Annotated in this window: 27 protein-coding genes; all 27 read right to left on the minus strand. The window is 52.2% G+C overall.

Features of this window, described 5'->3' with window-relative positions:
• Positions 1-3: 3 nt before the first annotated feature.
• Positions 4-504 carry a 30S ribosomal protein S5 gene (gene rpsE / locus BRO54_RS07600; protein WP_011229636.1) on the minus strand — a complete coding sequence of 167 codons (501 nt, stop codon included), beginning with the start codon at positions 502-504 and terminating at the stop codon, positions 4-6.
• Positions 505-523: 19 nt separating this feature from the next.
• On the minus strand, positions 524-886 hold the full coding sequence (gene rplR, locus BRO54_RS07605; protein ID WP_011229635.1) for a 50S ribosomal protein L18: 363 nt from the start codon (positions 884-886) through the stop codon (positions 524-526).
• A gap of 33 nt (positions 887-919) precedes the next feature.
• Positions 920-1456: a 50S ribosomal protein L6 gene (gene rplF / locus BRO54_RS07610; protein WP_011229634.1), complete on the minus strand. Its 537-nt coding sequence runs from the start codon at positions 1454-1456 to the stop codon at positions 920-922.
• 32 nt (positions 1457-1488) lie between these two features.
• Complete coding sequence (rpsH, locus tag BRO54_RS07615; protein ID WP_012820490.1) at positions 1489-1887, minus strand: 30S ribosomal protein S8; 399 nt, start codon at positions 1885-1887, stop codon at positions 1489-1491.
• Between the two features lie 33 nt (positions 1888-1920).
• Entirely contained in the window at positions 1921-2106 is a 186-nt protein-coding gene (locus BRO54_RS07620) for a type Z 30S ribosomal protein S14 (RefSeq protein WP_003247599.1), read from the minus strand.
• Between the two features lie 29 nt (positions 2107-2135).
• A complete protein-coding gene (gene rplE / locus BRO54_RS07625; protein ID WP_011229632.1) occupies positions 2136-2675 on the minus strand; it encodes a 50S ribosomal protein L5 in 540 nt (179 codons plus the stop codon).
• Positions 2676-2702: 27 nt separating this feature from the next.
• On the minus strand, positions 2703-3014 hold the full coding sequence (rplX, locus tag BRO54_RS07630; RefSeq protein WP_011229631.1) for a 50S ribosomal protein L24: 312 nt from the start codon (positions 3012-3014) through the stop codon (positions 2703-2705).
• Between the two features lie 36 nt (positions 3015-3050).
• A complete protein-coding gene (gene rplN, locus BRO54_RS07635) occupies positions 3051-3419 on the minus strand; it encodes a 50S ribosomal protein L14 (protein ID WP_011229630.1) in 369 nt (122 codons plus the stop codon).
• Positions 3420-3468: 49 nt separating this feature from the next.
• Positions 3469-3732: a 30S ribosomal protein S17 gene (rpsQ, locus tag BRO54_RS07640; RefSeq protein ID WP_011229629.1), complete on the minus strand. Its 264-nt coding sequence runs from the start codon at positions 3730-3732 to the stop codon at positions 3469-3471.
• Positions 3733-3758: 26 nt separating this feature from the next.
• Positions 3759-3959 carry a 50S ribosomal protein L29 gene (gene rpmC, locus BRO54_RS07645; protein ID WP_011229628.1) on the minus strand — a complete coding sequence of 67 codons (201 nt, stop codon included), beginning with the start codon at positions 3957-3959 and terminating at the stop codon, positions 3759-3761.
• Positions 3959-4384, minus strand: a complete 426-nt coding sequence (rplP, locus tag BRO54_RS07650; RefSeq protein WP_011229627.1) for a 50S ribosomal protein L16 — start codon at positions 4382-4384, stop codon at positions 3959-3961. Before rplP ends, rpmC begins: the two co-directional genes overlap by 1 nt.
• Before the next feature lie 2 nt (positions 4385-4386).
• Positions 4387-5043, minus strand: coding sequence for a 30S ribosomal protein S3 (gene rpsC / locus BRO54_RS07655; RefSeq protein WP_011229626.1), 657 nt, complete (start codon positions 5041-5043; stop codon positions 4387-4389).
• A gap of 3 nt (positions 5044-5046) precedes the next feature.
• A complete protein-coding gene (gene rplV, locus BRO54_RS07660; protein WP_011229625.1) occupies positions 5047-5388 on the minus strand; it encodes a 50S ribosomal protein L22 in 342 nt (113 codons plus the stop codon).
• An 18-nt stretch (positions 5389-5406) separates the two neighbouring features.
• Positions 5407-5685, minus strand: a complete 279-nt coding sequence (gene rpsS, locus BRO54_RS07665; RefSeq protein WP_011229624.1) for a 30S ribosomal protein S19 — start codon at positions 5683-5685, stop codon at positions 5407-5409.
• A 33-nt stretch (positions 5686-5718) separates the two neighbouring features.
• Complete coding sequence (rplB, locus tag BRO54_RS07670; RefSeq protein WP_011229623.1) at positions 5719-6549, minus strand: 50S ribosomal protein L2; 831 nt, start codon at positions 6547-6549, stop codon at positions 5719-5721.
• A gap of 29 nt (positions 6550-6578) precedes the next feature.
• Positions 6579-6866 carry a 50S ribosomal protein L23 gene (gene rplW / locus BRO54_RS07675; RefSeq protein ID WP_011229622.1) on the minus strand — a complete coding sequence of 96 codons (288 nt, stop codon included), beginning with the start codon at positions 6864-6866 and terminating at the stop codon, positions 6579-6581.
• Positions 6866-7489, minus strand: a complete 624-nt coding sequence (gene rplD, locus BRO54_RS07680) for a 50S ribosomal protein L4 (protein ID WP_074043594.1) — start codon at positions 7487-7489, stop codon at positions 6866-6868. The genes rplW and rplD overlap by 1 nt, the downstream gene beginning before the upstream one ends.
• Before the next feature lie 29 nt (positions 7490-7518).
• Positions 7519-8160, minus strand: a complete 642-nt coding sequence (rplC, locus tag BRO54_RS07685) for a 50S ribosomal protein L3 (RefSeq protein WP_074043595.1) — start codon at positions 8158-8160, stop codon at positions 7519-7521.
• Between the two features lie 20 nt (positions 8161-8180).
• Positions 8181-8489, minus strand: a complete 309-nt coding sequence (gene rpsJ, locus BRO54_RS07690; RefSeq protein WP_008881945.1) for a 30S ribosomal protein S10 — start codon at positions 8487-8489, stop codon at positions 8181-8183.
• Positions 8490-8786: 297 nt separating this feature from the next.
• Positions 8787-9974 carry an elongation factor Tu gene (gene tuf / locus BRO54_RS07700; RefSeq protein ID WP_011229619.1) on the minus strand — a complete coding sequence of 396 codons (1188 nt, stop codon included), beginning with the start codon at positions 9972-9974 and terminating at the stop codon, positions 8787-8789.
• 128 nt (positions 9975-10102) lie between these two features.
• Positions 10103-12181 carry an elongation factor G gene (gene fusA, locus BRO54_RS07705; RefSeq protein ID WP_074043597.1) on the minus strand — a complete coding sequence of 693 codons (2079 nt, stop codon included), beginning with the start codon at positions 12179-12181 and terminating at the stop codon, positions 10103-10105.
• Between the two features lie 180 nt (positions 12182-12361).
• Positions 12362-12832: a 30S ribosomal protein S7 gene (gene rpsG / locus BRO54_RS07710; protein ID WP_074043598.1), complete on the minus strand. Its 471-nt coding sequence runs from the start codon at positions 12830-12832 to the stop codon at positions 12362-12364.
• A gap of 39 nt (positions 12833-12871) precedes the next feature.
• The gene (rpsL, locus tag BRO54_RS07715; protein ID WP_011229616.1) at positions 12872-13294 is read right to left on the minus strand and encodes a 30S ribosomal protein S12; all 423 of its coding nucleotides are present in this window, start codon (positions 13292-13294) and stop codon (positions 12872-12874) included.
• A gap of 96 nt (positions 13295-13390) precedes the next feature.
• Positions 13391-13639 (minus strand): 50S ribosomal protein L7ae-like protein, encoded by a 249-nt coding sequence (locus BRO54_RS07720; protein WP_011229615.1) that lies wholly within the window; start codon positions 13637-13639, stop codon positions 13391-13393.
• 134 nt (positions 13640-13773) lie between these two features.
• The gene (rpoC, locus tag BRO54_RS07725) at positions 13774-17373 is read right to left on the minus strand and encodes a DNA-directed RNA polymerase subunit beta' (RefSeq protein WP_074043599.1); all 3600 of its coding nucleotides are present in this window, start codon (positions 17371-17373) and stop codon (positions 13774-13776) included.
• 92 nt (positions 17374-17465) lie between these two features.
• Entirely contained in the window at positions 17466-21038 is a 3573-nt protein-coding gene (gene rpoB, locus BRO54_RS07730) for a DNA-directed RNA polymerase subunit beta (protein ID WP_074043600.1), read from the minus strand.
• Between the two features lie 408 nt (positions 21039-21446).
• Positions 21447-22049, minus strand: a complete 603-nt coding sequence (locus BRO54_RS07735; RefSeq protein WP_074043601.1) for a class I SAM-dependent methyltransferase — start codon at positions 22047-22049, stop codon at positions 21447-21449.
• Between the last annotated feature and the right edge of the window lie 29 nt (positions 22050-22078).

The following is a 22078-nucleotide window of genomic DNA, read 5'->3' on the forward strand; positions in this document are numbered from 1 at the left end:
TCCTTATCCTAACAGTTCCTCGACTGTTTTGCCGCGCAATCTCGCTACGTCTTCGGCGCGTTTTAATTGTTTCAGCCCATCAAACGTTGCGCGCACCATGTTGATTGGCGTGTTCGAGCCGATCGATTTCGACAAGATGTCGCTGATGCCCGCCAGCTCTAATACAGCACGCGCCGGACCCCCAGCGATGACCCCGGTACCTTCGGAAGCGGGTTTCAAAATGATTTCCCCGGCACCGAAATGGCCGATGACTTCATGCGGAATCGTTGTGCCGACGATCGGCACTTCAATCAAGTTTTTCTTCGCATCTTCAATCGCTTTGCGGATCGCTTCTGGAACCTCTTGTGCTTTTCCGGTGCCAAATCCGACATGGCCGTTTTTATCGCCGACGACGACGAGAGCTGAAAAGCGCAGGCGACGTCCGCCTTTCACGACTTTTGCTACACGGTTGACCGCGACTACACGCTCTTCCAATTCAAGTTTGTTTGGATCGATACGACGCATCGTTGTCCCTCCTTTGTAATTAGAATTCCAAGCCGGCTTCGCGGGCGGCGTCTGCCAATGCTTTTACCCGTCCGTGATACAAATATCCGCCACGGTCGAACACGACTTTTTTAATGCCTTTTTCCAACGCACGTTTGGCGACAAGTTCGCCGACTTTTTTCGCTGCCTCAATGTTGTTCGTCGAATCTAAGCCAAACTCTTTATCCAACGTCGAGGCGCTGACGATCGTTGACGATTTTGTATCATCGATAATTTGCGCGTAAATATGTTTATTTGAACGGAACACGCTCAACCGCGGACGTTCAGCCGTGCCGAAGATTTTTTTGCGGATGCGCGCGTGTCTTTTCTTCCGAACCGCGTTTCGGTCAACTTTCGTGATCATCGAATGTCACTCCTTTCGCTTCGCTATGCCGCGTTATTTACCAGTTTTGCCTTCTTTCAGGCGCACAAGTTCGCCTTCGTAGCGGATGCCTTTGCCTTTATACGGCTCTGGCGGACGAACCGCGCGAATGTTGGCGGCCAGTTCGCCGACGCGCTGTTTGTCTGCCCCTTTGACGATGATTTTCGTTTGGGATGGCACTTCAATTTCAAGCCCTTCTTCCGGCTCAATTTCTACCGGATGAGAATAACCAACGCTCAATACGAGCTTTTTCCCTTGTTTCGACGCCCGGTACCCGACACCAACGAGTTCGAGCGCTTTTTCATAACCTTTCGAAACGCCTTCGACCATGTTGGCGAGCAAGCTGCGCGTCGTGCCATGGAGCGCGCGATGATGCTTTTCATCGCTTGGACGCGTAACGGTGATCACATTGCCCTCAACAGTGATCGTCATATCTGGATGGAACGTGCGGGTCAGTTCCCCTTTCGGCCCTTTGACCGTAACCGTGTTGCCGTTGACCGTAACGGTGACACCGGCAGGAATTTCAATTGGTTTTTTGCCGACACGTGACATGTCAAAAACACCTCCATTCTTGAGCAGATAGATTACCAAACGTAGGCGATTACTTCGCCGCCCGTGCCTTTTTGCCGTGCTTCTTTGTCTGTTAAGATGCCTTGCGATGTCGAAAGAATCGCGATCCCTAAGCCGTTCAGGACGCGCGGCACTTCATGGGCTTTGACGTAAACGCGCAGCCCCGGTTTGCTGATGCGTTTCAGCCCGGTAATGACACGTTCGTTGTTCGGACCGTATTTCAAGAAGATGCGGAGAATGCCTTGTTTGTTGTCTTCGATATATTCATAATCACGAATAAACCCTTCGCGCTTTAAAATTTCGGCGATTTCCCGCTTGATTTTCGAAGCCGGGACTTCGAGCTTTTCGTGACGCACCATGTTCGCATTGCGGATGCGAGTCAGCATATCAGCAATTGGATCTGTCATCACCATTATGTTTTACCTCCTTCCCAATCAATGGGTTGATTACCAGCTGGCTTTTTTGATGCCTGGAAGTTGACCTTTGTATGCGAGCTCACGGAAACAAATACGGCACAATTTAAATTTGCGGTAGACCGAGTGCGGGCGGCCGCAGCGCTCGCAACGGGTGTACGCTCTCACTTTAAACTTCGGCGTCCGTTTTTGTTTCGCGATCATCGATTTTTTAGCCACGATTTCGCCTCCCTTGCGTTATGGGATCATTATTTTTGGAATGGCATGCCGAGCAACGCCAGCAGTTCACGAGCTTCTTCATCCGTGTTGGCCGTTGTGACGATCACGATGTCCATGCCGCGCACTTTGTTCACTTTATCATAGTCAATCTCAGGGAAAATGAGCTGCTCTTTAATGCCGAGCGTATAGTTGCCGCGGCCGTCAAACGACTTTTTCGATACGCCGCGGAAGTCGCGCACGCGCGGAAGCGAGACCGAAATCAACTTATCGAGAAACTCATACATCCGTTCGCCGCGCAGCGTCACTTTCGCACCAATCGGCATCCCTTGACGAAGACGGAAGCCGGCGATCGATTTTTTCGCACGCGTTACCACCGGACGCTGGCCGGCGATCAACGTCAGCTCCTCAACGGCGCTGTCTAATGCTTTCGGGTTTTGCACCGCATCGCCGACACCCATGTTGATGACGATTTTTTCGATTTTTGGCACTTGCATGATCGATTTATAGTTGAACTTGCTCATGAGAGCGGGTACGACTTCGTTTAAATACTTCTCTTTCAGGCGGTTCATAAAAGTACCTCCCTTCCTGCGTCACGGTTATTTATCCAAAATCTCACCGGATTTTTTCGCATAGCGCACTTTTTTGCCATCGACAATTTTGTAGCCGATGCGCGTCGGTTCACCCGTTTTCGGGTCGAGCGGCATGACTTTCGAAACGTGGATCGGCGCTTCTTTTTCAATGATGCCACCTTGCGGATTCGCTTGCGACGGTTTCGCATGCTTTTTCACAATGTTGACGCCTTCGACGATGACGCGGTTTTTCTTCGGAAACGCCGCCAGAATGACGCCTTGTTTGCCTTTGTCCTTGCCGGAGATTACTTGCACTTTATCGCCTTTTTTTACATGCATCGCATTCGCACCTCCTTGAAACGCTGTTCCGTTCCATTAAATAACTTCCGGAGCTAAAGAAATGATTTTCATGAAGTCTTTATCGCGCAATTCGCGGGCAACCGGTCCAAAAATACGCGTGCCGCGCGGACTTTTGTCATCGCGGATGATGACGCAGGCGTTTTCGTCAAAACGGATGTACGAGCCGTCCGGACGGCGCACCCCGCGTTTCGTGCGGACAACAACCGCTTTAACGACTTGACCTTTTTTAACAACGCCACCTGGTGTCGCATCTTTGACCGTCGCCACAACGACGTCACCGATGTTCGCATAGCGGCGGCCCGAACCTCCGAGCACTTTAATGACAAGCACTTCACGTGCACCAGAGTTATCAGCTACTTTTAAGCGAGATTCTTGTTGAATCATCGACGAAACCTCCTTTCGGAATTATCTCTCCGACCTAAGCGAAGAACGATTACAGAACAACCGCTTTTTCGATGACTTCCACTAAGCGGAAGCGTTTTGTGGCCGACAGCGGGCGAGTTTCCATAATTTTTACGATATCGCCGACTTTAGCGATGTTATGTTCATCATGCGCTTTATATTTTTTCGAATATTTCACGCGTTTGCCGTACAGCGGATGTTTTTTGTACGTTTCGACCAACACGGTGATCGTTTTGTCCATTTTGTCCGATACAACCCGCCCAACGTACACTTTGCGTTGATTGCGTTGGCTCATTCCACAAACCTCCTCTCAAACACACATTATTTATTGGCAGCGAGCTCACGTTCGCGAATGATCGTTTTCATGCGGGCGATGTCTTTGCGCACTTGGCGGATGCGCGCCGTGTTTTCCAATTGACCTGTGGCCAGTTGGAAGCGAAGGTTGAACAATTCTTCCTTCAATGCTTTAATTTTTTGTTCGATTTCGGCAGTGGTCAACTCACGGATTTCTTTCGCTTTCATTACGCTTCACCACCAGTTTCTTCACGTTTTACAAATTTGCATTTGATCGGAAGTTTGTGAGAAGCGAGACGCAATGCTTCACGTGCCACTTCCTCAGAAACACCACCCACTTCAAACATCACTTTGCCCGGTTTGACAACGGCGACCCAGCCTTCCGGCGCCCCTTTACCGGAACCCATCCGCACTTCAAGCGGTTTTGCCGTATACGGTTTGGAAGGGAAAATGCGGATCCATACTTTCCCGCCCCGTCTCATGTAACGGGTCATCGCCCGACGGGCTGCTTCGATTTGCCGGTTCGTAATCCAAGCTGATTCTAATGCTTGCAACCCAAATTCACCGAAATGAACTTCCGTGCCGCCTTTCGCCCGGCCTTTCATCCGTCCGCGATGTTCACGGCGATATTTGACGCGTTTTGGCATTAACATGATTATTTTCCTCCTTCCTCAGCTTTTTTCTTGGTCGGAAGGACTTCTCCACGATAAATCCATACTTTCACGCCGATTTTTCCGTACGTCGTATCCGCTTCTGCTGTTCCATAGTCAATGTCAGCGCGCAACGTATGGAGTGGAACCGTCCCTTCGCTGTAATGCTCCGAACGAGCGATGTCAGCCCCGCCTAAACGGCCGGATACCATCGTTTTGATTCCTTTCGCCCCAGCGCGCATCGCACGTTGGATCGCTTGTTTTTGCGCCCGACGGAACGATACGCGGTTTTCAAGCTGACGAGCGATATTTTCAGCAACAAGACGTGCATCCAAGTCCGGTTTTTTGATTTCTACAATGTTGATATGGACGCGTTTACCGGTCAATTGTGCGAGCGCTTTACGGAGCGCTTCCACTTCCGAACCGCCTTTCCCGATGACCATGCCCGGTTTGGCGGTATGGATCGTTACGTTGACGCGGTTGGCTGCCCGTTCAATCTCCACGCGGGAGACGGCCGCGTCTTGCAGGCGTTTGCTAATGTATTCACGGATTTTCAAGTCTTCGTGCAACAGATCTGCATAGTCTTTTTCCGCATACCATCTTGATTCCCAGTCACGAATGATGCCGATGCGCAGACCGATCGGGTTGACCTTTTGACCCACGGATTATCCCTCCTTCTTTTCTGAAACGACGATCGTAATATGGCTTGTGCGTTTGTTAATGGCGCTTGCCCGTCCCATGGCGCGCGGACGGAAACGTTTCAGCGTCGGGCCTTCGTCGACATACGCTTGAGTGATGACCAAGTTGTTGACGTCCATGTCATAGTTGTGTTCAGCGTTGGCAACTGCCGATTTCAACACTTTCTCAATGATTGGGGAAGCCGCTTTTGGCGTATGGCGCAAAATGGCGAACGCTTCGCCCACTTCTTTCCCGCGAATCAAATCAATGACTAAGCGCGCTTTACGAGGAGCGATGCGAACGGTTCTCGCAACAGCTTTAGCTTGCATATCTAAAACCTCCTCTCATTACCGTTTCGTTTTCTTGTCATCGCCAGCATGGCCGCGGAACGTGCGCGTCGGCGCAAATTCACCGAGTTTGTGCCCGACCATGTCTTCCGTAATGTAGACCGGAACGTGTTTGCGGCCGTCGTACACCGCGATCGTATGCCCAACAAACTGCGGGAAGATCGTCGAACGGCGAGACCACGTTTTGATCACTTGTTTTTGCCCAGTTGCATTCAGTTTTTCGATTTTTTTCATCAAATGCTCATCGCAAAACGGACCTTTTTTCAAGCTGCGACCCATAAGTGAACCTCCCTTCTGAATTGCGCTCGTTCATTATTTCTTGCGGCGACGGATGATGAATTTATCCGATTTGTTTTTCTTTTTGCGGGTTTTGTACCCAAGCGTCGGTTTGCCCCATGGCGTCATTGGCGACTTGCGTCCGATTGGCGCTTTCCCTTCACCACCGCCGTGCGGGTGGTCAACCGGGTTCATAACCGAACCGCGAACTGTCGGACGAATCCCCAACCAGCGAGCTCGTCCTGCTTTCCCGATGTTGACAAGTTCGTGTTGCTCGTTGCCGACTTCACCAACCGTTGCGCGGCATTTGCCTAAAATCATGCGCACTTCGCCGGAAGCCAAACGAACGATGACGTATTTTCCTTCTTTCCCGAGCACTTGCGCCGACGTACCAGCTGCACGCACCAATTGCCCGCCGCGGCCTGGTTTCAGCTCGATATTGTGAACGAGCGTACCGACCGGGATGTTCTCAAGCGGAAGCGCATTGCCGATTTTAATGTCCGCATCTGGACCGGACATGATTTCCATGCCGACTTTCAAGTTTTTCGGCGCAATGATGTAGCGTTTTTCACCGTCTGCATAGTTGATGAGCGCGATGTTGGCGGAACGGTTCGGATCGTATTCAATCGTAGCAACGCGTCCCGGAATTCCGTCTTTGTCGCGTTTAAAGTCGATAATCCGATATTGGCGTTTATGGCCGCCGCCTTGATGGCGCACCGTAATTTTCCCTTGATTGTTGCGGCCCGCCTTTTTCTTTAACGGAGCAAGCAACGATTTTTCCGGCTGATCCGTCGTAATTTCCGAGAAATCAAGCACCGTCATGCCGCGACGGCCGTTCGATGTCGGTTTGTACTTTTTGATCGCCATCGGAATGTCCCTCCTTCGTTGGTATAATGTTACACTTCAAACAGTTCGATCTCTTTGCTGTCCGGCGTCAGCGTTACGATCGCTTTGCGGCGGCGGTTCGTATAGCCGCTGTAACGGCCGACGCGTTTGAATTTCCCTTTATAGTTCATAATGTTCACTTTAGCTACTTTAACGCCAAAAATTTTCTCGACGGCGTCTTTCACTTCCGTCTTGTTCGCTTTGACGTCGACCTCAAACGTATATTTTTTTTGCCCGATCAAGTTCATTGTATTTTCCGTGATGATGGGGCGCTTAATAATGTCGCGAGGGTCTTTCATTATGCAAGCACCTCCTCTACTTTCTCCACGGCCGCCTTCGTAATGACGAGTTTGTCATGGTTGAGCACATCGAGCACATTGATGCCGTTGGCAGCAACCACTTTTACGCCCGGGATGTTGCGCGCCGACAGATATACATTCTCATTCAGCTCGTCGGTCACAATAAGTGCTTTCCGATCCACTGCGAGATTGTTTAAAATTTTGACCATTTCTTTCGTCTTTGGTGCTTCGAGCGACAGTTGATCCAAGACTACAATCTCATTTTCCAGCACTTTTGACGATAGCGCTGATTTGATCGCCAAACGGCGAACTTTTTTCGGCAGTTTGTAGCTGTAGCTGCGCGGAACTGGACCAAAGACCGTACCGCCGCCGCGCCATTGCGGAGCGCGAATCGAACCTTGACGGGCGCGTCCTGTCCCTTTTTGGCGCCATGGCTTACGACCGCCGCCGCTCACTTCAGCGCGGTTTTTCGTTTTATGCGTTCCTTGACGCATCGAGGCGCGTTGCATAATCACTGCTTCGAACAACACATGCTTATTCGGTTCAATCCCAAAAACGGCGTCGTTCAACTCGATTTCGCCGACCATCTGACCGTTTTGGTTGTATAATGCTACTTTTGGCATTACGTAGTTCCTCCTTTCTTGGCCGAATGTTATTTCGCCTTCTTCGCCGCTTTCACGGCGCTTTTGACGATGACTAAGCCTTTTCTCGGACCCGGCACATTGCCTTTAATGAGCAGCAAGTTGCGCTCCGGATCCACTTTGACGATTTTCAAGTTTTGGATCGTGACGCGCTCACCACCCATGCGGCCCGGCAAGTTTTTCGTTTTGAAAACGCGGTTAGGCGCGATGGACCCCATCGAACCCGGACGGCGATGGTAACGGGAACCGTGAGCCATTGGCCCGCGCGATTGACCGTGGCGTTTGATCGCGCCTTGGAAGCCTTTCCCCTTGGAAATGCCCGTGACATCGACGATGTCGCCTTCGCTGAAAATGTCAACTTTCACTTCTTGGCCCACTTCGTATTCATGAATGTTGGCGCCGCGGATTTCACGAATGAAGCGCTTAGGTGCCGTATTTGCTTTGGCAGCATGGCCAATTTGCGGTTTATTGGCGCGTTTTTCGCTAATATCCTCAAAACCTAATTGGATCGCTTCGTAACCGTCATTTTCGATCGTTTTCTTTTGCAGGACGACGTTCGGCGTCGCATGGATGACGGTTACCGGAATCAAATCGCCGTTTTCCGCAAATACTTGCGTCATACCGATCTTTCTTCCTAAGATTCCTTTCGTCATTTGTCACACCTCCTAGTCGATTAAAGTTTAATTTCAATGTCAACGCCCGACGGCAAATCGAGACGCATTAACGAATCCACCGTTTGCGGAGTCGGGTTGATGATGTCGATCAAACGTTTATGCGTCCGCATTTCGAATTGTTCACGGGAGTCTTTGTACTTATGAACGGCGCGCAAGATCGTATACACCGTTCTCTCCGTCGGCAACGGGATCGGGCCCGACACTTTTGCTCCGGAACGTTTTGCGGTTTCCACAATTTTCTCCGCCGATTGATCTAAAATCCGATGATCGTAAGCTTTTAAACGAATGCGAATTTTTTCTTTTGCCATTTGGTTTCCCTCCTTCTTCGCCTATTTTGAAAATAGACTTCTCCACGGAAATTTCCTGCACACCGCCGTGGCAAAGCGGCCGGGTGTGTCAGCAACCTTCCGCTTCATCGCAGTCAAAGACCAACATTTGATATTATACTGGTATGTAAGCGAGATTGCAAGTGATTTCTTCGCTTTTCCCACACTTCTTCTATTATACATAGCTGCCATCCCGTTTTCAACACGGCCGCCAATCAGACAGTCAAGATGGCATCAAAAAAAAGGATGTCCATTGCTGGACACCCTTTTTTGCCGCGATTACTCGATGATTTCCGATACAGAGCCGGCGCCAACCGTACGGCCGCCTTCGCGGATCGAGAATTTCGTACCTTCTTCGATCGCAATCGGGGCGATCAGTTCAACCGTCATTTCAACGTTGTCGCCAGGCATAACCATTTCGACGCCTTCCGGAAGCGTGATAATGCCCGTTACGTCCGTCGTACGGAAGTAGAATTGCGGACGGTAGTTCGAGAAGAACGGAGTATGGCGTCCGCCTTCTTCTTTCGTCAGGACGTATACTTGCGCTTTGAATTTCGTGTGCGGCGTGATCGAACCAGGTTTCGCCAACACTTGGCCGCGCTCGACTTCATCGCGCGATACGCCGCGGAGAAGCGCACCGATGTTGTCGCCGGCTTCCGCTTGGTCGAGAAGTTTGCGGAACATTTCTACACCCGTAACGGTCGTCGTTTTCGGCTCATCCGACAAACCGATGATTTCAACCGGGTCGCCAACTTTCAACGTACCGCGTTCAACACGGCCTGTTGCAACCGTACCGCGGCCCGTGATCGAGAAGACGTCCTCGATTGGCATCATGAACGGTTTGTCCACTTCACGTTGCGGCGTCGGGATGTATTCGTCAACCGCATTCATCAGTTCAATGATTTTTTCTTCCCATTGCGGGTCGCCTTCAAGCGCTTTTAATGCCGAACCTTTGATGACCGGCACTTCATCGCCCGGGAAGTCGTATTCAGAGAGAAGATCGCGAACTTCCATTTCAACAAGTTCAAGCAATTCTTCGTCGTCCACCATGTCGCATTTGTTCAAGAATACAACGATGTACGGAACACCGACTTGGCGGGAGAGAAGAATGTGTTCGCGCGTTTGCGGCATCGGACCGTCAGCCGCCGATACAACAAGGATTGCGCCGTCCATTTGCGCCGCGCCCGTGATCATGTTTTTGACGTAGTCAGCGTGGCCCGGGCAGTCAACGTGCGCATAGTGGCGAGCATCTGTTTCATACTCGACGTGCGCCGTCGAAATCGTAATCCCGCGTTCACGCTCTTCCGGAGCAGCGTCGATTTGGTCGTACGCTTTTGCTTCGGCTTTCCCTTGTTTCGCCAAAACCGTCGTGATCGCAGCTGTCAACGTCGTTTTCCCGTGGTCAACGTGGCCGATCGTGCCAATGTTGACGTGCGGTTTCGTGCGCTCAAATTTCGCTTTAGCCATGAGAGATATCCTCCTTAAAAGTAAGATATGAATTTATATGGTTAGGTAAGTATAGGATGCTTGGGAACAAAATGTTCCCAAGTCGTACTTACATAAGTATTTATAGCGAAACTAGCAAGAGAAATCAATTATTCGCCTTTATTTTTTTTGATAATTTCATCGGCGATGTTTTTCGGAACTTCTTCATAGTGGTCAAACACCATCGAGAACGTTCCGCGTCCTTGCGTGTTCGAACGGAGCGATGTCGCATAACCGAACATTTCAGCCAGCGGCACCATCGCCCGGACGACTTGGGCGTTGCCGCGCGCTTCCATCCCCTCGATGCGGCCGCGACGGGACGTGATGTCGCCCATGATATCACCGAGGTACTCTTCAGGGATGACGACTTCGACTTTCATGATCGGTTCCAAAAGAACCGGATCGCACTTCGTCGCGGCGTTTTTCAATGCCAAGGAAGCAGCGATTTTGAACGCCATTTCGCTCGAGTCGACATCGTGGTACGATCCGTCAAACAGTTTCGCTTTAATGTCGACAACCGGATAGCCGGCTAAGACGCCGTTTTGCATCGCTTCTTCCAATCCAGCTTGGACGGCCGGCACATACTCTTTCGGAACAACCCCACCGACGATGGCGTTCTCGAATTCGAAGCCTTTGCCGCGCTCGTTCGGCGAGAATTCGATCCAAACGTGGCCGTATTGACCGCGGCCGCCGGATTGACGGATGAATTTGCCTTCGACTTGCGCTGATTTGCGGAACGTTTCGCGGTAGGCAACTTGCGGCGCCCCGACGTTCGCTTCGACTTTGAATTCACGGCGCATCCGGTCGACGATGATGTCAAGATGCAACTCGCCCATCCCGGAGATGATCGTTTGTCCCGTTTCCGGGTCGGTGTGAGCGCGGAAAGTCGGGTCTTCTTCTTGCAATTTTTGCAGCGCTTGGCTCATTTTGTCTTGGTCGGCTTTCGACTTCGGCTCGATCGCCACCGAAATGACCGGTTCTGGGAATTGCATCGACTCTAAAATGACAGGATGCTTCTCATCACATAGAGTATCACCGGTCGTCGTATCTTTTAAACCTACCGCTGCGGCAATATCACCGGCATAGACTTTCGAAATTTCTTGACGGTGGTTCGCGTGCATTTGCAACAAGCGGCCGATCCGTTCGCGCTTCCCTTTCGTCGTGTTCATCACATATGAACCGGAATCAAGCGTTCCAGAGTAGACGCGAATGAACGTCAATTTCCCGACATACGGGTCAGTCATGATTTTAAATGCCAAAGCGGCAAACGGAGCGTCGTCGCTTGCTTCGCGTGTCACTTCTTCTTCGGTATCCGGAACGACGCCGCGAATCGCCGGGATGTCAACCGGAGACGGCAAGTAGTCGACAACGCCGTCAAGAAGCAGCTGAACACCTTTGTTTTTGAATGCCGAGCCGCAGAAGACCGGGAAGAATTCAACGCTGATCGTCGCTTTGCGGATCGCGGCCTTCAGCTCTTCCGTCGTGATTTCTTCCCCTTCTAAATATTTCATCATTAATTCTTCGTCCAGCTCAGCGACCGCCTCAATCAGCTTGTTATGGTACTCTTCTGCCATATCGCGGTATTCTTCCGGAATGTCAATGCGCTCAATGTTTTTGCCAAGCTCATCATGGTAATGGTACGCGCACATTTCAACCAAGTCGATAATGCCGGAGAATTGATCCTCAGAGCCGATCGGCAGCTGCACCGGATGGGCGTTCGCTTGCAGGCGGTCATGGAGCGTTTTCACCGAATACAAGAAATCGGCGCCGATTTTATCCATTTTGTTGACGAACACGATCCGCGGGACGCCATATGTCGTCGCTTGGCGCCAAACGGTTTCCGTTTGCGGTTCAACGCCCGATTGCGCGTCTAAGACCGTGATGGCCCCGTCCAATACGCGCAACGAACGCTCAACCTCGACCGTAAAGTCGACGTGCCCCGGCGTGTCGATGATGTTGATGCGATGGCCTTTCCATTGCGCCGTTGTCGCCGCCGACGTGATCGTAATTCCGCGCTCTTGTTCTTGTTCCATCCAGTCCATCGTTGCCGCGCCTTCATGCACTTCCCCGATTTTATGAACGCGGCCGGTATAGAACAAGATCCGTTCAGTCGTCGTCGTTTTCCCGGCGTCAATGTGCGCCATAATCCCTATGTTGCGAGTCTTTTCCAAGGAGAACTCTCTTGCCATAGTGGTTATTTTCTCCTTCCTTCAAATATGAAATATAAGTAGATGGCGCCGCCATCGATGGCGCAATCCCCTTGTCTTTGAAGTTGTCCGACGTGCGGCCGGAAAGGCCGCAATATATAGGAAGATAGGTGAATAGGCAACCGCAGTGCCTTCTCACCTATTTCCTTTAGGCGACGCTCCTTACCAGCGGTAGTGGGCAAACGCGCGGTTCGCTTCAGCCATTTTATGCGTATCTTCGCGTTTTTTCACCGCTGCACCCGTGTTGTTGGCAGCGTCCATAATTTCATTTGCCAAGCGCTCTTCCATCGTTTTTTCGTTGCGAAGACGCGCATATTGCACGAGCCAGCGCAAACCGAGAGAAACGCGGCGGTCCGGACGAACCTCAACCGGAACTTGGTAGTTCGCCCCACCAACGCGGCGAGCGCGCACTTCCAACACCGACATAACGTTTTTCAACGCTTGCTCAAACACTTCCATTGGATCTTTACCCGTGCGCTCACGGATAATATCAAACGCGGTGTAAAGAATTTTTTGCGCTTTCGATTTTTTGCCGTCGATCATAATTTTATTGATCAAACGGGTAACAAGCTTCGAATTGTAAATTGGATCCGGCAGTACGTCACGTTTAGCAACAGGGCCTCTACGTGGCATAGTGTTTCCTCCCTTCAGGAAAACATTCTCTTCATTTCATTATTTTTTCGCTGCTTTTGGTTTTTTCGCGCCGTATTTCGAACGACCTTGCATCCGATTCGCTACGCCTGCGGCATCCAACGCCCCACGGATGATATGGTAGCGCACCCCCGGCAAGTCTTTGACACGTCCGCCGCGGATGAGCACAACGCTGTGTTCTTGCAAGTTATGGCCGATCCCCGGAATGTACGCCGTAACTTCAATCCCATTTGTCAGGCGGACACGGGCGTATTTCCGCAACGCCGAGTTCGGTTTTTTCGGCGTCATCGTGCCGACACGCGTGCAAACGCCGCGTTTTTGCGGAGACGACACATTCGTTTGCTCTTTTTTGAAGCTGTTATACCCTTTGTTCAACGCAGGGGATTTCGATTTAACAACTTTTTTCTCGCGTCCTTTGCGGACCAATTGGTTGATTGTAGGCATGAAAAGATCCTCCTTTCGCATGTATCGTTTAAGCCCACATATCCAGGTGGTTCATTGTTTATGCAAATAAAGGTTTTAGGGGAGAAAGGCAAAACGTTACCGAAGGATCGCCACCGCGGCCGCGCCGACTTGGATTTTGCACGCCTTGCCAAGCTTTTTCATCGAATCGACTTTTGTGACCGGCACGTTTGCCTCATTGGCGGCGGCGGTCACTTTCTCGATGATCGGCAAGTCGGCATCCTCCGCCACGATCACTTCCGCTGCTTTCCCTTCCTTTAAAGCCCTTATCGTTTGTTTGGTTCCAATGACAATTTTTCCAGCCTGTAATACTTTTTCATAAGACATGTAACATATCCTCCAAAGTACCAGGTTGTTGGAACACCTTTATTAGACTACCATTTTCTTTGCCGATTGTCAACTGGATTTTTTATTTGGCAATGGCCGGCCAAGGAGCGCCTTAGCCGGCCACTTGGTTCGCGTTATTTGGACGACACCGTGTCGCCAGCCGTTTCCTTTTTGACGGCCGGCTTCACTTTGCGATAGCGGGCCATACCCGTTCCAGCCGGGACGAGTTTGCCGATAATGACGTTTTCTTTTAAGCCAAGCAGTTCATCACGTTTTCCTTTGATCGCTGCATCGGTCAAGACGCGCGTCGTTTCTTGGAACGAAGCAGCAGACAAGAATGAATCTGTCTCAAGCGACGCTTTCGTGATGCCGAGCAACACCTGGCGGGCCGTCGCCGGCCGTTTCCCTTCGCGAAGAGCTTTGGCGTTGACATCCGTAAACTGGTGGACATCCAAAAGCGTACCCGGCAGCACATCGGTGTCGCCGGCATCGATGACGCGCACTTTGCGTAGCATTTGCCGCACCATGACCTCGATATGCTTATCGCTGATTTCCACCCCTTGCATCCGGTACACTTTTTGCACTTCACGAAGCAAGTACTCTTGAACGGATGTAATATCGCGCACGCGCAGCAACTGTTTCGGGTCGACCGAGCCTTCTGTCAGCTCTTGGCCGCGTTCGACGCGCTGACCTTCTTCGACTTTCAGCCGCGCGTTGTACGGCGCTACATACGTACGCGTTTCGACCTCGCTTTGCACGACGATTTCATATTGGTTGTCGCGCGTTTCATTAATCGAAATAACCGTGCCGTCGATTTCAGAAATGACCGCTTGCCCTTTCGGGTTGCGCGCTTCAAACAGCTCTTGCACCCGCGGCAAACCTTGAGTGATATCGTCGCCGGCGACGCCGCCTGTATGGAACGTCCGCATTGTCAGCTGCGTGCCCGGCTCGCCGATCGACTGAGCGGCGATAATGCCGACGGCTTCGCCAACTTCGACGTCCATGCCGGTCGCCATGTTGCGGCCGTAACATTTTTTGCAGACGCCATGGCGCGTGTTGCAGGCGAATACGGAGCGAATCCATACTTCCGTAATGCCGGCTTTAATGATCTCATTGGCGATATCTTCGGTGATCATCTCGTCTTTGCGGACGATCACTTCACCTGTTTCCGGATGGCGCACCGTTTTCTGCGCATAGCGGCCGACAAGCCGTTCTTCGAGCTTGACGACGACTTCCGTGCCATCCGTCAGCGCCCGAGCCAAAATGCCGCGGTCGGTGCCGCAATCTTCTTCGCGGACGATGACGTCTTGCGCCACGTCGACAAGGCGTCGCGTGAGATAGCCTGAGTCGGCCGTTTTGAGCGCCGTATCCGCCAATCCTTTCCGCGCGCCGTGCGTCGAGATAAAGTATTCCAATACCGTCAAGCCTTCGCGGAACGACGACTTGATCGGCAGCTCGATGATCCGGCCGGCCGGGTTGGCCATCAAACCGCGCATCCCCGCAAGCTGCGTAAAGTTCGACGCGTTCCCGCGCGCCCCAGAATCGCTCATCATAAAGATCGGGTTGCGTTTATCAAGCGACTTCATCAACCGGTCTTGAATTTTGTCTTTCGCCGCGCTCCAGATCGAGATGACGCGCTCGTACCGCTCTTCATCCGTAATCAACCCGCGGCGGAACTGCTTCAAAACCGTATCGACTTTCGCTTGCGCTTCATCCAAAATTTCTTGTTTTTCCGGCAGGACGACGATATCGGCCACGCCGATCGTGATGCCGGCTTTTGTCGAATATTGGAAACCAAGGTCTTTCATGCGGTCGAGCATCTTCGATGTTTCGGTGATTTTGAACCGTTTGAACACTTCAGCGATAATTTGCCCGAGCACTTTTTTCTTAAACGGCGGCACGAGTTCGCGCTTGCGAATTTCTTCGCGCACGTTAACCCCTTTGTCAAGGAAGTACTTGTCTGGCGTCCGTCCTTCGATGTTTTCTGTCGTCGGTTCGTTAATGTACGGGAACGAGTTCGGCAAAATTTCGTTGAAAATCAGTTTGCCGACCGTCGTTAAGAGCAGTTTGTTGTTTTGCTCTTCGGTGAACGTTTCGTTTTTCAGCGAGCCGGCATGAATGGCGATGCGCGAATGGAGATGGACGTAGCCGTTATGGTAGGCAAGCAACGCCTCGTCTGTGTCTTTGAACACCATGCCTTCGCCGATGGCTCCCTCGCGCTCCATCGTCAAGTAGTAGTTGCCCAACACCATGTCTTGTGATGGTGTCACGACCGGCTTCCCGTCTTTCGGGTTCAAAATGTTTTGCGCCGCCAGCATCAACAAACGTGCTTCGGCTTGCGCCTCAGCTGACAGCGGCACGTGCACCGCCATTTGGTCGCCGTCAAAGTCAGCGTTGTACGCCGTGCAAACAAGCGGATGAAGACGGATCGCCCGCCCTTCCACAAGCGTTGGTTCAAACGCCTGAATGCCGAGACGGTGCAGCGTCGGGGCGCGGTTTAACAGCACCGGATGTTCTTTGATGACATCTTCAAGCACATCCCACACTTCCGGATGAACGCGCTCGATTTTCCGTTTCGCGCTTTTAATGTTATGCGCCAACCCCCGCTCCACAAGCTCCTTCATGACGAACGGCTTGAACAGCTCAAGCGCCATTTCTTTCGGCAACCCGCATTGATACATTTTTAAGTTTGGGCCGACGACGATGACGGAGCGGCCGGAATAATCAACGCGTTTGCCGAGCAAGTTTTGCCGGAAGCGCCCTTGCTTCCCTTTCAGCATATGAGAAAGCGATTTTAACGGACGGTTCCCCGGACCGGTCACCGGACGGCCGCGGCGGCCGTTATCGATCAAAGCATCAACCGCCTCTTGCAACATCCGCTTCTCATTTTGGACGATAATGTTCGGCGCACCGAGATCAAGCAGCCGTTTCAGCCGGTTGTTACGGTTGATGACGCGGCGGTACAAATCGTTCAAATCCGATGTTGCAAACCGCCCGCCATCAAGCTGAACCATTGGACGCAGCTCCGGCGGAATGACCGGCAGTACATCAAGGACCATCCAAGCCGGGTCGTTCCCTGAACTGCGGAACGCTTCAAGCACTTCAAGCCGCTTAATGATGCGGGCGCGCCGTTGCCCTTGCGCCGTTTTCAGCTCTTCTTTCAGCGCGGCCACTTCTTTATCCAAATCGATGTCTTGGAGCAGCTTTTTGATCGCCTCCGCCCCCATCGACGCTTGGAACGATTGACCGTACTTCTCGCGATAGGCGCGGTATTCCTTTTCCGACAACAGCTGCTTTTTCTCAAGCGGCGTATCGCCCGGGTCGGTGACGACATAGGATGCAAAATAAATGACCTCTTCGAGCGCCCGCGGCGACATGTCAAGAACCAATCCCATCCGGCTCGGGATGCCTTTGAAATACCAGATGTGCGAAACCGGGGCAGCCAGCTCGATATGGCCCATCCGTTCGCGGCGGACTTTCGAGCGCGTCACTTCGACGCCGCAGCGGTCGCAGACGACGCCTTTGTAGCGAACGCGTTTATATTTGCCGCAATGGCACTCCCAGTCTTTCGTCGGGCCGAAAATGCGCTCGCAAAACAAGCCGTCTTTTTCCGGCTTTAACGTCCGATAGTTGATTGTCTCCGGCTTTTTGACTTCGCCATACGACCAAGAACGAATTTTCTCCGGGGAAGCGAGCCCAATTTTCATGTACTCAAACTTATTGACATCTAGCAAGGGGTATACCTCCCTTTTTGATCCGTCGGTTTTCCGTTCGCTCAAGCGGCCAATGGCGGGGAATAGCTCCCCGCCTGGCCGTTATGGCCGGTTTATTCTTTCGTCACCGCATCTTTCTCTTCGCCGGCTTCTTCCCGTTCGGCCGGTTTGACGTCCACCATGATGGCATCCGGTGCATGGTCATCATCATCATCAAAGTTTTCCATGTTCACTTCTTGTTCATCGCTCGTCAAAATCGTGACGTCCATGCCCAAGCTTTGCAACTCTTTGATCAACACTTTAAACGACTCCGGCACACCCGGCTCCGGAATGTTTTCCCCTTTGACAATCGCCTCGTACGTTTTGACACGGCCGACGACATCGTCGGACTTGACGGTCAAAATTTCTTGCAGCGTGTATGCCGCCCCATACGCCTCAAGCGCCCATACTTCCATCTCGCCAAAGCGCTGGCCGCCGAACTGCGCCTTGCCACCGAGCGGCTGCTGAGTGACGAGTGAGTACGGACCGGTGGAACGGGCATGAAGCTTGTCGTCGACCATGTGGGCGAGCTTGATCATGTACATGATCCCAACTGACACGCGGTTGTCAAACGGTTCGCCCGTCCGTCCGTCATACAGCACCGTTTTTGCATCGCGCGCTAGACCTGCCTCTTCGAGGATGTTCCAAACGTCTTCCTCCGTCGCCCCGTCAAAGACCGGGGAGGCGATGTGCAAGCCGAGTTTTTTCGCCGCCATGCCAAGGTGCAGCTCAAATACTTGCCCGATGTTCATCCGCGACGGAACGCCGAGTGGGTTTAACATGATGTCAATCGGCGTGCCATCCGGCAAGAATGGCATATCTTCCTCCGGCAAAATGCGGGAAATAACCCCTTTGTTCCCGTGGCGGCCTGCCATTTTGTCGCCCTCGGAAATTTTCCGCTTTTGCACAATATAGACGCGAACCAGTTGATTGACGCCCGGCGGAAGCTCGTCGCCGTCTTCGCGGTTGAATACTTTCACGTCAAGGACGATGCCGCCGCCGCCGTGCGGGACGCGCAACGACGTATCACGCACCTCGCGCGCTTTTTCGCCGAAGATCGCGTGCAAAAGCCGCTCTTCCGCTGTCAGCTCGGTCATTCCTTTTGGCGTCACTTTGCCGACGAGCAAGTCGCCGTCTTTCACTTCTGCGCCGATGCGGACGATGCCGCGTTCATCCAAGTTTTTCAGCGCATCCTCACCGACGTTTGGAATGTCGCGCGTAATTTCTTCCGGACCGAGCTTCGTATCGCGCGATTCGGCTTCATACTCTTCAATATGGATCGACGTATACACGTCTTCTTTGACGAGCCGTTCGCTCATGATGATCGCATCTTCGTAGTTGTAACCGTCCCATGTCATAAAGGCGACAAGCACGTTGCGGCCAAGCGCCAATTCGCCCTTATCCATCGACGGGCCATCGGCCAAAATTTCGCCCTTCTCAACGATATCGCCTTTTTTCACGATCGGCCGCTGGTTGTAGCACGTGCCTTGGTTCGAACGAACGAATTTCAGCAGCCGATATTTATCTAGATCACCCTTGACTTCTTTGCCGTCCACTTCAACCAGCCGACGCACCCAAATTTCCTTTGCTTCGACGCGCTCGACGATGCCGCGGTGCTTGCAAATGACCGCTGCGCCCGAGTCTTTCGCCGAAACATACTCCATCCCCGTGCCGACGATCGGCGCTTCCGGTTCCAACAGCGGCACGGCTTGCCGCTGCATGTTCGCCCCCATCAGCGCGCGGTTCGAGTCGTCGTTTTCCAAAAATGGGATGCACGCCGTCGCTGCCGAGACGACTTGCTTCGGCGAAACGTCCATGTAGTCGACGCGATCGCGCTTGACGACGATGTTCTCGCCGCGGAAACGGGCGACAACGTTTTCTTCAAGGAACGTGCCGTCCTCCGCAAGCGGTACGTTCGCCTGCGCTACAACGTAATTGTCCTCTTCATCAGCTGTCAAATAATCGATTTGGTCCGTCACCCGCCCCGTTTCCGGATCGACGCGCCGGTATGGGGTTTCAATAAAGCCGAACTTGTTCACTTTCGCGTAGGTGGATAGCGAGTTGATGAGCCCGATGTTCGGACCTTCCGGCGTTTCGATCGGACACATCCGCCCGTAGTGCGAATAGTGAACGTCGCGCACCTCAAACCCGGCGCGCTCGCGTGTCAATCCGCCAGGGCCAAGCGCGGACAGACGCCGCTTGTGCGTCAGTTCGGCCAATGGGTTCGTTTGGTCCATGAACTGTGACAGCTGCGAGCTGCCGAAAAACTCTTTGATCGCCGCGATCACTGGACGGATGTTGATGAGTTGCTGCGGCGTAATCGTGTTCGTATCTTGGATCGACATGCGCTCGCGCACGACGCGCTCCATGCGCGACAGGCCGATGCGGAATTGGTTTTGCAGCAGCTCACCGACCGAACGGAGGCGGCGGTTGCCTAAATGGTCGATGTCATCCGTATCGCCGACGCCGTGGAGCAAGTTGAAGAAATAGCTGATCGATGCAATGATGTCAGCCGGTGTAATATGTTTGACATCCTCGGCGATAAAGCCGTTGCCGATGACGTTGATCACTTTTTGGCCTTCCGGGTCATTCGGGGCATAAATTTTGATCGTTTGCACCGAAATGTCCCCGTCCACCACCCCTTCGGCCGGGCGGTACGTCTTTAGGCCTACACCTTTTTCCAAGTACGGAAGCAGACGATTGAGCATACGGCGGTCGATCATCGCTCCAGCTTCGGCGATGACTTCTCCTGTTTCCGGATCGGCAATCGTTTCGGCGATCCGTTGATTGAACAAACGGTTTTTAATATGAAGTTTTTTGTTGATTTTATAGCGCCCTACGCTCGCCAAGTCATAGCGTTTCGGGTCAAAAAAGCGCGACGCCAGCAAATTTTTCGCATTCTCAAGCGTCGGCGGCTCTCCCGGACGAAGACGCTCGTAAATTTCAATCAACGCTTTTTCCGTGCTGTCGGTATTATCTTTTTCAAGCGTATTGCGCAAGTATTCGTTGTCGCCGAGCAGATCGATGATTTCTTGATCGGAGCTGAACCCAAGCGCACGGAGAAGCACCGTAACCGGCAGTTTACGGGTGCGGTCGATGCGAACGTAAACGACGTCTTTCGCATCGGTTTCATATTCAAGCCATGCGCCGCGGTTCGGAATCACTGTCGCCGAGTAGCCGCGTTTGCCGTTTTTATCGACTTTGTCGCTGTAATAAACGCTTGGCGAACGGACGAGCTGGGAAACGATGACGCGTTCCGCCCCGTTGATAATAAACGTTCCGGTTTCCGTCATGAGCGGAAAATCGCCCATAAACACGTCTTGTTCCTTCACTTCGCCCGTTTCTTTATTGATCAGGCGAACTTTGACGCGAAGCGGCGCCGCATATGTAACGTCGCGTTCTTTCGCCTCTTCGACCGTATATTTCGGTTCTCCTAAACTATAGTCGATAAATTCAAGCGAGAGATTGCCGGAAAAGTCTTCAATCGGGGAAATTTCCCTAAACATTTCCCGCAGTCCTTCATCGAGAAACCATTGGTAGGAGGACGTTTGAATTTCGATCAAGTTCGGCAATTCCAGCACTTCGCTGATGCGTGCATAGCTTCTGCGTTGGCGGTGTCGCCCGTATTGAACTAGTCGGCCTGTCAAGAGTGATTCACCCCTCAAATGTAGACATTAGTGAAAACCGGAACCGGAACAGCTCCATCATCCGCCCCGCTCAGCAATCAATGCCGTCAAGGCGGACTGGCCGCTCCGTCATTCCGGGGCAAAGCGCTAGGCATGCATGCGGCCGGCCCCCGCCATCCGGACGGAAACGGCTTCGTTGCGTGCACCGCCGTTTCATTTAGGGGATTTAACACGCTCCCGGCGCGAGGAAACCAGGCGTTGAACGGAGAAAAAAAGAAAATGGTTTCTATTCCAATAGAAAACCATATGGTTCGTTGCTTATTGATTTTATCATTGTTTCCATTGCGTCCAAAATTATACGTCATCCCCTCTGCACGGGAAATGTGCATATTTAGCATTTTATAATGTTACCACAATAAAAAAACGGTGTCAACATTTTTTCGCCTTTATGATATAATATCCTTTTTTCTTCGCGACGACTTCTACAGCGGGAAAGCATTCGTTCAGTTTTTGCAAGGCAGATGGGGCGCCTTGCTTTTTTTGAATGACGACCCATAGCTCGCCGTGATCGAGCAGATGATCGCGGCTTTGTTCAAAAATCGCGTGAACAACCCGTTTGCCAGCCCGGATCGGCGGATTGGTGACGACCGCTGCAAATCGCTGTTCTCCGACTTCCGAAAAAAGATCGCTTTTGTAAATCACCGCATTGTCAATCCCGTTTGCCTGTTTGTTTTCCTGCGCCAGCTCGAGCGCTCGCTCGTTGACATCAATCATATGGATGCGCCGGTCTGGAAACGATTTGGCCAAGGCAAGCCCGATCGGCCCATATCCGCAGCCGACATCCAACAAATCCCCAGCCACTCCCGGCTCCTCGAACGTTTCAATTAACAGGCGTGTGCCAAAGTCGACTTCGCGCTTCGAAAACACTCCGCTGTCGGTCGTAAAGCGGAATTCATGCCCCCGCAGCACGTACGTCCACGTTTGCGGGTTTCGCTCCGACGTCGGATTGACTGAGTAATAATGCTCGCTCATCATCATCCCCTCCTTCTTGTCGGCAGGCT

It is taken from the genome of Geobacillus proteiniphilus, assembly GCF_001908025.1.
Taxonomy (GTDB): Bacteria; Bacillota; Bacilli; order Bacillales; family Anoxybacillaceae; genus Geobacillus; species Geobacillus proteiniphilus.